We start from the raw sequence: 12511 nt of genomic DNA on the forward strand, positions 1-12511 counted from the left end.
GAATCTATTGTGATTACTTACTTTTATAACTGAGTTTGGTAAACAAGATGGTATTGTAATGTTATTTTAATGCTGTTGTATAGAGCTGGAAATAATTTGATTTTTAAAAACTGAGAGTGGGTGCGTGTGTAAAATAACTTACTTACTATGTGGCTGTTGTATTTGTTAGTTTTAAATAGTTAAGAGTAATATTTGGTTATATTTGACTGAAGGGTTCTGTCGCTGAGTTGAATTGTTTGCCAGTCTTGAAAAACTTACAAGCATTTGGTGTCAAATTGTTAGCTTGTAGAATGACTTATTAAAGAGTATGTTTTGGTGAGTGGTTACTAAAATGCAGTCGATAGTGGTGATTTTTGTAGTACTCTCTATAGCTAAAAATGAAATGTTAATCTTTAGCTTATGATATGATTACTTAGTATTAACTTGCTTTTCTTTAGTACAAATTTATCGTCGTAATATTTGTAAATTGTTTTACAAAGCCTTGTCTCCATTCCTAAGTAGGGCTTAATGCGACTTGTATATAAAAATATAACTTTTTATTTTTATATAAGTAGGAAGTAACTTATTCCTGAAAACTCTTTGTCAGCTTAAAAAGACTCTTCTATCTTTAGATTCCTAAAAAATATTATTATTTTTCCTTGTGTTTAAAAACAATGAAGTGTCATAAATTGATTTAGTTGGTACTTATATTGTAAATAATGATAAAAAATAAGATAAACCGTGCATTTACAAGGTAAGTAGGTGAATTGATTTTTAATTATAAACATGGAGAGTTCAATGATGAAAAGTAAAACCTTAACAGTATTTGGTGTACTAATGTCTAGTGTTATGACTGTTTCTAGCTATGCTGCTGATATAAAAAACTATCAAGGCACACATTGTGTACCAATAACCTCTAGTAGTACGTATTCATCAGAGTACAGATATAGTCATCCTTTTGGTTATGTGCAGAACACATCATCCTCAAAGTGGCTTTATCTTGAGTGTCCATTAGTCAGAGACGATACTACAGCTAATAATCAGGCGTCTGCCGGTTATGTAAGAGTAAAAGATCAGAATGCATCACTAGATGTAGAGTGTGCCTTCTACCGTGTTTATGATACTGGAAATGTCGCTGGTGGAAGTGTTAAGCGCTCTTCTGGCTCGTCAACTGCAATGCAGCAGCTTGACTTTCCAAACTTAAACCAAGGTGGGTCAAAATATACTATGCATATGAAGTGTAAATTACCTCCATCTTCTAAACTATATTCATACTCAGCAAATGAACTATAAGTTTAGTATTAAAAGTTCATAAATTTAATAGTTAAATTAGCTAATGCCTGTGTTATGTTGGTAGGTATTAGCTGTATGTTATTAGGTATAAAACATGGAAAGGTTAATTGCTAGACATTATTTTTTTGTTTTTTTGTTAATAATTATTGTCTCATTATTCGTTAATCTTCTGTTGTTCTACTTTCAAGAAGAAACTAAAAAAGCGCAAAAAAACAATCATGATACTAACAATCTTATTCTTAGTGATGTTAAAGTTGATTTACTAAGCTTAAAAAAACAACTAAATAAACTAACAAAATCGTTACAGTTAAAGCAGTCAACGATGAATCATGACAAAAATATAGTGTTAACTGCAAGTCCTTATGAGTTAATATTGCAGGATATTCAGAAACTATCAGAACAAATTAACAAATTTCATCCAGCTGTTGAAATAGCTGAAACACCTTCTATTAATGGAATGAGTGAAAGTGAGAATGTGGATGTTGATCCAATGCTTTTAGCAGAGCAACAGCATTTTGCTCAACCAGTTGATGATACATGGGCTACTGAAACTATTTATTCTATTCGACAAGCAATATCTGTGGGGGAGATTGAGGGTGCTTCTCTCAATAATATTGACTGCAGAACTAATAGTTGCAAATTAGACTTAAGTTTTGAACAGTCTGGCCAGGTGGAGCCCGCAATTGATAAAATTGTAAGCAGGGTTAATTGGGATCACCAGCATACACTTAAAATGAGTGAAAAAGGCTTGCAAATTATATTTTCAGGACAATCCCTATAAAAGATTGCCCAACAAAACCAGCCAGCCATGTTGCTCTCTATAACATGTAGTCCACAACCCTTGCCTTGTTGAGAACAGTTCTTCTTTACTGGCAAAGTGGTTATAAACTGTAGTAGTAAAAAGAGAGTTAAACGAGAAAAAATTAGCGAGCTTGATTGGTGACAGGCTAGTTACGCTTATCAAGGTTAAGGAAATATCATCTTTTGTCGGTTTTTTGTAGTCATATGGTATATTGGTGACTCATGTCCATACTTACTTAACAGAAAAAGCTATTCTTAGGTCACCTTATTCCTAAAAAAGGATTCAAAATGAAAACAATATATACATCACCTCAACCTATCCGCGGGCACTTTCCTAAGCCCAAGCCTAAACCAGAGCCAGCGACTCCTCGCAATTACTAAAACAGCTTGAGCTGATGAGGTAGTAGGAGTTGCGAAAGTGCAGTTGTGACGCTGCTGTGCTTTCAAGCCTCAAAAGTCAAGCACAATAGCTATATAATCTAAAGCTAATTTCTTCTAACAGTTTTCCCTTGTCTTACTTTAAACGCTTAGCTCACTTAGGGTGGAGCAAGCAAGTAACGATAAACAAACTTCATCTTAGTGAATATCTCCTTCGTTGTGAGTATATACCTTTAAATGCCTTGCTTTTACAGCATGGGCCGCGCTACTATCATGAAACACCCCCCGTTTTGTCATATATCCTAGATAGCTGACTTAGCGCTAGCAATATTTAGGTAAATTAATGACTACACTCCGCTTGTGCTACCAAACCCTAGAGTTTGGAAAAACAGATATTCATCTATGTACTTTACGCGATAAACAGCAATTTGATGACCCTAATGGTATTGCTGAAGAGCTTGGTATCTCGTCGGCCTCTTGGCCTATTTTTGGCGTAATTTGGCCGTCAAGTATGGTGCTTGCTCATTTTATGGATGGTTATGAAACTGAAAATAAGCGAATATTAGAAGTTGGTTGCGGCATTGCATTATCAAGCCTACTTCTAAATAAAAAATGTGCTGATATTACTGCAACAGATTACCATCCAGAAGCAGAGAATTTTTTAAAAAGAAATACTCTTCTTAATGAAGGTTCTCCTATTGCCTTCGAACGAGTAGGCTGGGCAGATAAAAATGATCAGCTTGGGCTATTTGACTTAATAATTGGTAGTGATCTTTTGTATGAAGATGAGCATATAGAGTTGCTATCTACTTTTATTCAGGAGCATTCCAAGCCTGTATGCGAAGTAATATTAGTCGACCCAGGACGAGGGCGTAAAAACAAGCTTAGTTTACGTATGATTGATTTCGGTTATACTTGTACTCAGCATAAACCAGATTATACAGATTACCTTGACCAAAAATTCAAAGGACATATTCTAAAGTTTGAGCGCTGAACTTTTTATGTATTTAACTACTATTTTTATGTATTGAACTACTAATAAAATCCATTAAGATATAATTGCTTTCACAAACTTATCACTCATATTATTGGGTTTGAGCTATTCTTCTTATTCAAAGGCTTATGATAGGTACCATCAAGTAGTAAGTGTTTTACGCCTCGATTAAATTATCTTAATTTTTTCTTATTTTTCTTAAGTGGTTTGGTGTTTTTCGAAATATCTTGATATTTTGACTCCAGCTTAAGCATATGGGCACCTCTAATAATTATTTGCCACTATTGATATTATTAGAGGTGCTTTTAATTTAGCAGGTAAGTTCTCCGCATTGACTTTCTTGCATTTTTTTACGGATATCTTCCACTGATAAGTCTTGGGCTAATAAATAGTGTAACTTGGTAAAAGCTGCCTCTAAAGTCATGTCATAGCCACCGATGATGCCTGTATCGGCTAGTGCAAACCCAGTAGCATAGCTGGATTGGTCAACTCGGCCCTGAATGCACTGAGTTAAATTAACTAGCACAATATCTCGTTCATTCGCTTTTGTTAGTGCTTTAAGTAGTGCTTTATCATTGTCAGGGGCATTGCCTACTCCATAGGTTTGGAGAATAATTCCTTTTGTATCAAGCTCGGCAACTTTATCAATAAGCTCTGCTGGCATACCTGGGTAAAGTACTAACGGAATGACACGCCATTGACGGTAGCTTTCTGGCAAGATAAATACCGGGTCTGCACTGGAGGGAGGTAATAGAGCAGACTGGTTGATTTCAATGTGGATACCTACTTGGCCTAACCAGGGGTAGTTGGGTGTGTCAAAAGCATCAAAACCAGTGGCTTTTAACTTGCTGGTACGATTACCGCGTAATAATCGACCATTAAAGTACAGACATACTTCAGGGATTTGGTAATGACTCGCCAGGATCATGGCTGTCACTAAATTGTCCTGCGCATCATTACGAATTTCACTTAACGGAATTTGTGAGCCAGTAACAATCACTGGTTTATTAATTCCCTGTAGCATAAATGATAATGCAGATGCTGTATAAGCCATGGTGTCAGTACCATGGAGGATAATAAAGCCATCATAGTCGTTGTAACGGTCTGCAATATCCTTTGCTATGGTTAACCAGTTTTCAGGAATAATATTGCTACTGTCTATTAACTGATCATATTCATGTAATTCATAGTCAGGCATGTTGGCTGACATATGACCAGGAATTTTATTTGCGATAAGTGCATCTAGCCCACTCATTGGAACATAGCCTTTTTCAGAGCGTTGCATTCCAATAGTGCCGCCTGTATAGGCAATGTATATTTTTTTCTTCATCAGCCATCACCTGGTGTCAAACAAAGCGTAAGGATAAAGTGTTAGTGGGTCGTTGCCTAGTAGTGCAAGTAAAATAAGGTCACCAATGCTTAAGGGGAAAAACTACTAGTGCCTTGCTGGACAAAAAATAGCCTCTGGCAGTGGTGATTCAAATAGTGTTAACAGGCCCTAGTACAGCTTAGTGGTTTAGGCGTTAGAGATCAGAACCAATGATTATGATATGGAGAAAATATTTACCAATAGATAACAGAAAGCCCGTCAGCAGACGGGCTTTACTATTAGATTAATGGGGTTAATCTAAAACGTTTAGTTCTACTCGACGGTTGCGAGCTCTACCTGAGTCGGTGTTGTTATCGGCAACAGGGCGTGACTCACCATAGCCTACTGCTCTTAAGTCACTTGTCCTAATACCGCGGCTAACTAGATAACTGCGAACAGAGTTTGCTCGTCTTTGAGATAAGTCTCTGTTGTATTTATTGCTACCAATATTGTCTGTATGGCCACCTAATTCAAGGCGAGTGCCAGCATGTAATTTGAGCTTTTCAGCTACAGTATTTAAATACTCTTTAGCAGCCCAAGTGAGATTGTCAGAGTTAAACTCAAACTCAACACCATCAAGTTTTAGGGCTTCAACACAGCCTAAAGCGTTTACTTTGGCGCCAGGAGGTGTATTAGGACAGTGGTCTTTATTATCTGTAACGCCATCATTATCCGAATCTAGTAGGCAGCCGCGAGCATTTACCTTGGCACCCGCTGGTGTATTTGGACACTCATCTCGATAGTCTGGTACGCCATCATTATCTGAATCTAAAGCACAACCATGTACATCAACTGCAGCACCTTTAGGCGTTGCAGGACATTTATCTCGGCTATTTAGTACTCCATCACCATCGCTATCGGAGTCTCGATTCATGAGTGCACAGGTGATACCTCCAATAAGTGCACCACCTACTGCACCAATGGCGGCGTCTTCAGAATCTTCAAATGAGCCAATTACCGCGCCTGTAGTTGCTCCTACATAAGCACAATTGCGCCAGTCTTCATACCAAGGGCCTTGAGTGGCACAACCAGTTAAAATCAGTGGAAGTACCAACAAAGCAGACAGCTTCCTGCTAAAGATTGGTTTTTTCATATTCATCTCCATGTTTAATGTTGGCAAGCTAGCAAAGCAAAGATCAGTATAGTTAACACTGAGCTACTCTAGCCTTTTTTGTAAAAAATAATTTAACCCCAAGACAACATAACTAATACAAATAGTATACAACCTAAGCCGACTATAATTATGATAGTAATATTACTATTAACGTAGAGTATACGCATCCTGTTATGTATCTTATTTATGGCAGCTCAGTGCGATTGAATGATGCCATTAACAATCCAAAAATGTAACAGCTGATATGTTTTAACTATACCATTTGTTTTGCTATGTAACTTTCCCGAAGAATACATATTTGTTGCTCGTTAAGCACGTTAAGTACACCCATATAGTTATGCTACAATTTGGTTATAGTTTTAGGTTGTTGGGTGGATATACTTACTTAGTGCTAGTTACATATGTGTGTAACGTCATTCAGTAATTTAAATATTTGTTTTGATTGAATTTTTTTGTAGTTTTTGTAGTAAGTGTATGATTAGGTCGTCCTTGTGCGTAGTTACTTTTTGCCTGATTTTTTTTGGCATTACAGAACAAACGAGTAGTCAAGAGCAGTTAGCACAAACACAAAGTGTAAAGCAACTTAGCGTAGCTACATTAGTAGGCTATCCTCCGTTTATTATTGCTAAACGAAACTTGCGTGCAGCTCATTACGAGGTTGTTCCTCCTGGGTTAGATTCCGATAGTATTATGGGTTATAGCTGGGATGTGTTTCGTGGTAGTTTTCATCAGCAGGGTTATACCATCAATCTGAAAGTTTACCCTTGGGTACGTGCCATAGAAGAAGTAAAAAAACAAAAAGTTGATTTACTATTTCCTGCAGGTTGGACTAAAGATAGAAGTGAGTACTTATTGTATTCCAAGAGGTCGATTAACAAAGTTGATTTTCTAATTTATGTAAATCAAACCAGTAGTATTCAATGGAATGGGTTGCAAGGGTTAAAAAAACTTCGGATTGGTTTGATGAGAGGCTGGAGTTACGGAGAACAGTGGGCTGACTTAAATAATGTAAAAAAGATACCTGTCAATGATATCTTGCAGGGGTTTAGAATGCTTGATAACAACCGAATTGATGGTTTTGCAGGCTACTTTCCAGTTTTCGATTACACCTTAAACAAAGTTAACAAGTCAACGCAATACCGAAAGTTGCCAGCATTTGACAGTACTTATGAGTTTGTAGTGAGTGCAATAAACAACCCACGTGCCAACGAGTTAATAACTGCTTTTGATAAAGGCATGAAAGCCTTGGCAAAGTCTGGAGTGCTAGAAAAGGCGAAGCGTACTTGGTTATATGATATGCCAGTAGAGTCTTCTCGCAATAAACAAGAAAGCCAATAGTTATTCATCTATATTTTTATTAAGAACTTTACAATTATTATGGGCGTCCTATAGCCAATGCGAATGGTCTCAAGCCAAAGCAAAGGGTAATGCTTACACTTTGGGGTTTACACAATGTGGGGTTTACACAATGGATGTGCAACAACCGCTCACAGCTTCTTCAGTAGAAACACCAGCTGTATTTAAGTGGTTAAGCTTACTATTTATTTGCACTGCTGGCACTATGCCTTGGTTTCTTGCACAGCAATTGCCAGGGCTAGAGCCTATTGATACCAGTTGGCAGTATAACCCAATACTTTGGCTTTGCCTTTCAAACTCACTACTTTGTTGGTTGCTACTTACTTCTATATTGATCTTTTGGCCACGCTTGAAAGGGGTAGAACATAACCCGTTAATCTCACTGCTACTGACTTCTTTTTGGGCAGGATGTTCGCTAGAGATTGTAATTCTACTGTCTGCTATTCAGCTGCCTGCCATTATTGCTATGCCTCCTCGATTAGGAATTGCAGATGCAGTGTTATACAGCAAAGTAATTAGTAGTGTATTGATTTTAATTACCTCTATAGTGGCTTTATTTTATCAAAAGCAATTAAGTGTTTTATTTCCTCGTTTAGCTGCCTGGGTGGTAGCAAGCATGTTGGCAATTATTACAGGTGGAGTGAGTTTATTTTTATTTTTGACAGTGCAAGATGGCTTTAAAACGTTGTTAACGTTAGGTATAAGTGTTGTTGCAATGTCAGGTGCATTATGGGTTTTGTTGGCATTAAAATCTGAACAAAATGACATCATTATCACAAGCGTAAGTGGTTATATATTTTTAACGCTAGCGGCATTGGTATATTGGGGGCTAGGTTATACTCAACCACAATTGATCTATTATACAGCTGCTGTGCTATTAAGTAGCTTTGCTTATGGCACTGTTGTTTTGGGTATTTTATTCAATTTATCTAAAACGACAAACATCTCTCAAAAAGTCACAGAGCAAACACAAGGTAATTCTGAAACAATTAAACAAGCAGAAAATCAGCAGCTAGAGGTTGAAAAAGTCCCTTATCAACAACCTCATTCAGCAGACTTTCTTGCAGTATTAAGTCATGAACTTCGTACTCCTCTCAATGGAGTAATTGGTTTGACAGGTTTGCTACAAGAGACTTCATTAAATAGAGAGCAGTTCAGTTATGTAGAACAAATTCGTCGTTCAGGTGAAATATTGCTCTTTACCATAAATGACTTGTTAGATCATGCCAAATTGGAAGCTGGCCTGTTAGTGCTAGAACGGGTGAGTTTTGATTTAAAAGCACTGGTTCAGGAAGTGGTTGAGTTTTATCAACGAGCGGCGCAACAAAAGTCCATTGATCTAGTGATGCAATATGGAGAGGAGATTCCTGAAATACTTTCAGGAGATCCTGGCAGAATACGACAGATTCTTTATCACCTGATTGGTAATGCCACTAAATTTACTGAAACTGGCTATGTAATGGTAGAAATCAGTTTACAGCAGCAGGAAACTGATCAAGTTCATATACTACTTGATGTCACAGATACGGGTATGGGTATCCCTGATGATGAGCAAGAGCGCTTATTTAATGCATTTGAATTAGGTGATGCATCGGTAACTAGGGCTTTTCAGGGGTTAGGTTTAGGCCTGACAATTTGTCAACAATTAGTCGCTTTGATGGAAGGGCGTATCTCGTTGTCTAGTGAGCCTGGAGTGGGCTCTACATTTTCTGTGGTATTACCACTGTATACGGATGAACAGGCACATAAACAACCAGTGCCCGAAGTATCGCTCACAGATATAAAAGTTTTGGTGGTTGATGATACCCAGGTAAATCGCTATATTCTTGATCGTTTACTGGTTAAGTGGGGAATGCAATGTGATCTAGCCAGTTCAGCCCGCGAAGCGTTAGAGCGAATTACTCAAGCTGCCCTGGCCAACCAGCCTTATCAATTAGCGCTATTAGATTTTCAAATGCCACTTATGGATGGCTTAAAATTAGGCCGAGGTATTAAACAAGATCCAACCATTGCTGAAACAAAACTGATCATGATCAGCTCTTCAGATGAAACGATTGCTCTTGAACAGTTTGCCAAAGCAGGGTTTGCTGGTTTCTTAGTGAAGCCTGTAAGAGCTCAGGTATTAAAGGACATGATTTGTCGGATATTAGCAACAGACGATGACTCTATAGTAACCAGAGATATGCTTCGAGATAGTGCCATTGTTTATCCTCCATTACTTAATCAGCCTGTCGAAAAGCCGCATTATCGGGTACTGTTAGTAGAAGACAATGCTATTAATCAAATGGTTGCAGTGCGTTTGTTGGCAAAAATGCATTGTGATGTTACCACTGCAGCCAATGCAAAAGAGGCATTACTATTATATAAGGCGCATCCTTATGATTTAGTATTTCTTGATTGCGAATTACCCGATAAAAATGGTTTACAACTAGTAAAAGAGCTAAAGCAAGTTACACCACCGCATCGTCATGTACCAATAATTGCAATGACAGCTAATGCATCAGAATCAGATAAAGCTGACTGTTTTGATGCTGGTATGGATGATTATATTTCTAAACCTATTGATAAAGAAGCTTTAGCCAACTTAATGAATCGTTGGGTGGGCTATAACGCAGGAGTTTCAGAGCCTGAGGATAGAAAGTAATAATAAGCGTATTATTTGGCTCTTTTTGAAAAATAAAGGAATAATTGAAGCTCTTGTTGAAAAAGCTTATAGTTCGCGCAAAGTAATAAAAATGAAGTGAGATAATATTTTGAAAGTTTGTGCTAACTTTTTGTGTTGTTGCTTGGTCTTTAGTGCTCAGGTATTAGCCCAACCAAACCTAAATAATTCGATAGACGATTATATACAGCAGAATTGTTCGATTGATGATTTTGAAATAAGTGGAAAAGTCAACCCGCAACGATATTTAATTGATCAGCAATGCACGATTAATTTAAATCAAATAAACATAGCACCTGTTGGCGTTAAGCATCACTTAGGCAGAATCCCTGATCCATTATATGGTCTTAATAGGCTATCATTAGCTGCTATACCGGTTTCGATTTTACCTGACTTTGGGTCGTTGGCTGATGGGCGGCAGCGGGTAGAATTTACAACTGGTTTTTTTCCTCTTAGTCAATTTTTGTCTAATCAATTATCTATGAAGGCATTGCAGTTTAAGGCTGAAACCAAATCGATGATGGCTGGTCAGTGGCCTACAAGTTCTAACTATCAATATTATCAGTTGCGGTTTAGATTACCTTCAGTATTTAGAGATGAACTAGGGCCATTTTTGCAAGAAAGAAATCAAGCCAGTATTTTAGCTGATGATATGTCTGTTATTATTGCGCAATGGCATGGTACGCCTGATCGATTGAAGTATCGTCATGAAACTGATCAGCCATGGCAATATCAGCAACTTGATGTCAGGGATTATTCTGATAAAGGGGTGGAACAAACACTATCTCAATATCACTCACTTAAACACCAAGGTTATTTATTTGATCAAGGTGGTTTTCCACCAATGGCTTTAAAGATCAAAGATGGTTATCTTGCCCTCATTGCAAACTATTATAGATATCCTATACATGATAGGCGGTTAACCAGATGCCCTAAAATTTCATTATCGGGAGAAGAGTCAGCAACGGTAGGAAAATTTTATATTTGTGATTATAAAGAAAAGCAGTTGAAACCTTATTTCATCACAAACTCAATTAATAATGCTGAAAGCAACATTAATGGTAATTGGGCATCTGGTGTGAGTGTCATTTGGAAGCACCCAATTACACCATCATTATTTGATCGATGGATTACTTTAACGGTTATTGTTAACTGGCCAAACTGGGAAAATGATGATTTTAATAGGTTGAGGCATGGTAGAGTTCAGTTATATAATACCGATACGGGTCAAGAATTGGCAGACTATAATGGGCCAATTGGTAATAATGATGAATGGGCGCCTTACTTTAAATTCGGTATATATAAGTCGAATAAGTCAGCACATTTACCTGTACAGGTAGATTATGATTTATCAGCACTTTATATTTTTTAATTAGAGGTGTCAGCTTTGTAGTTACTTAATTATTCTCAGCGCTTGTATTAAGTCTGGCAGTAGTTGTATATAAGTACCGATATGAGCAATGACACTGGTGGCATCAGGTTTGGTTTGTAAAATATTCTGTTCCACGCGAGTAACTACTTCATGCAGAAACTTTTTTGCTTTGATTTTATTAACACCATATTCAGTGAGTGGTGCAATTAAGGGAGTGGCAGCAAGTAACACAACTGCTCCGCCTATAGCACCACCCACCGATATCCAGGTAGGTACGCCAGCCCATTTTGCCCACAGAGCGCCCCAATACGACTGCTGACTAATATAAAGGCTGGTTGCAGCAGCAGACCCTAAACCCAAAGCGCTACCAAACGCAAGTTTGTCACTAAATGAGCGACCCACCAAACCAAGTGTAAAAAAGATAACCATATCCCGGCTGCCTTCATGGGTTAGCGTTAGGCGACTAAGGGCTTGCTGTAAACGCTGTTGAGCCTGTTCTGGGGTAAACTCATTAATTAGGGTTTGTAGTTCATCCCAGTGATTAGCATCTATATTGGGATGGTTTTTTATATGTTCAATAAGCATCTGTTCAAGCTGAGGCAGAGCAAGCAACTCGTTAATCAAAATCTGGCTGATAGCCATTTCTTTCTGGCTGAGCTTTATCGTGTCATCAACTCGTCGGCCACCTATGCGCCTTGCTAAGTGCCAAGTTGCCCGAGGGATATTGGCTAAATCTCGTGGTATATCTTTACGGTACTGCCAATGTCGGTGCAGCACTTTGCGTAAGGAGGCAAAGTGCTGCTGATAAACAACAGCTACTCGTTGATGGGCCGCTGCGAAATGAACCTTAACTAGTCTCTGCAGCTCCTGTTCCCATTGTTGTGTGGCGGTATCAATATTGATCATCGACATAAGTAGCTAGCTCAAATAAGGGTAACTATAACATTTGTAATGAAAAGGTGAATGTGGCTGATATACTCTTGTTTGGCTGATAAGTAGACAAAATGTAGGGTGGGTAGACTGGTGGAGCAATTATTAATCGGTATGACTAACTCAAGCCAGCTTTATTTTGGGGTTTTGTCATATTGTCTACCAAAGGAAAGGCTTTAAGTTCCACTAATAATAAAGCCTTTTGATTTCATTAGATTTGAGTAGTATGGGAAACTGCTTTTCAAAGACTTTTCGAAATTTGT

General features: G+C 37.8%; 9 protein-coding genes. 6 read left to right on the plus strand and 3 right to left on the minus strand.

Features of this window, described 5'->3' with window-relative positions; genetic code table 11:
• The first annotated feature begins 777 nt into the window (after nucleotides 1-777).
• The 3 genes from OQE68_RS15125 to OQE68_RS15135 all read left to right on the plus strand — a co-directional run bounded on the left by OQE68_RS15125 (nucleotide 778) and on the right by OQE68_RS15135 (nucleotide 3445).
• A complete protein-coding gene (locus tag OQE68_RS15125; RefSeq protein ID WP_180570233.1) occupies nucleotides 778-1272 on the plus strand; it encodes a hypothetical protein in 495 nt (164 codons plus the stop codon).
• Between the two features lie 94 nt (nucleotides 1273-1366).
• Nucleotides 1367-2053, plus strand: coding sequence for a hypothetical protein (locus OQE68_RS15130; RefSeq protein ID WP_180570232.1), 687 nt, complete (start codon nucleotides 1367-1369; stop codon nucleotides 2051-2053).
• Between the two features lie 741 nt (nucleotides 2054-2794).
• The gene (locus OQE68_RS15135; protein ID WP_180570231.1) at nucleotides 2795-3445 is read left to right on the plus strand and encodes a class I SAM-dependent methyltransferase; all 651 of its coding nucleotides are present in this window, start codon (nucleotides 2795-2797) and stop codon (nucleotides 3443-3445) included.
• A gap of 310 nt (nucleotides 3446-3755) precedes the next feature.
• Here OQE68_RS15135 and ansA read toward each other — a convergent pair whose 3' ends face one another.
• Nucleotides 3756-4775 (minus strand): asparaginase, encoded by a 1020-nt coding sequence (gene ansA, locus OQE68_RS15140; RefSeq protein ID WP_180570230.1) that lies wholly within the window; start codon nucleotides 4773-4775, stop codon nucleotides 3756-3758.
• 292 nt (nucleotides 4776-5067) lie between these two features.
• A complete protein-coding gene (locus tag OQE68_RS15145) occupies nucleotides 5068-5907 on the minus strand; it encodes an OmpA family protein (protein WP_180570229.1) in 840 nt (279 codons plus the stop codon).
• Nucleotides 5908-6402: 495 nt separating this feature from the next.
• Here OQE68_RS15145 and OQE68_RS15150 point away from each other — a divergent pair, with 495 nt between their 5' ends.
• From OQE68_RS15150 to OQE68_RS15160, 3 genes are all read left to right on the plus strand, one after another.
• Nucleotides 6403-7266, plus strand: coding sequence for a substrate-binding periplasmic protein (locus OQE68_RS15150; protein WP_180570228.1), 864 nt, complete (start codon nucleotides 6403-6405; stop codon nucleotides 7264-7266).
• A gap of 130 nt (nucleotides 7267-7396) precedes the next feature.
• Nucleotides 7397-9928: a hybrid sensor histidine kinase/response regulator gene (locus tag OQE68_RS15155; RefSeq protein ID WP_180570227.1), complete on the plus strand. Its 2532-nt coding sequence runs from the start codon at nucleotides 7397-7399 to the stop codon at nucleotides 9926-9928.
• Between the two features lie 142 nt (nucleotides 9929-10070).
• Nucleotides 10071-11318, plus strand: coding sequence for a heparin lyase I family protein (locus OQE68_RS15160; RefSeq protein ID WP_180570226.1), 1248 nt, complete (start codon nucleotides 10071-10073; stop codon nucleotides 11316-11318).
• A gap of 21 nt (nucleotides 11319-11339) precedes the next feature.
• On the opposite strand, the gene OQE68_RS15165 is transcribed toward OQE68_RS15160, so the two are convergent.
• The gene (locus tag OQE68_RS15165) at nucleotides 11340-12230 is read right to left on the minus strand and encodes a hypothetical protein (protein ID WP_180570225.1); all 891 of its coding nucleotides are present in this window, start codon (nucleotides 12228-12230) and stop codon (nucleotides 11340-11342) included.
• Nucleotides 12231-12511: the final 281 nt, after the last annotated feature.

The organism is Spartinivicinus marinus, assembly GCF_026309355.1.
GTDB classification, from domain to species: Bacteria; Pseudomonadota; Gammaproteobacteria; order Pseudomonadales; family Zooshikellaceae; genus Spartinivicinus; species Spartinivicinus marinus.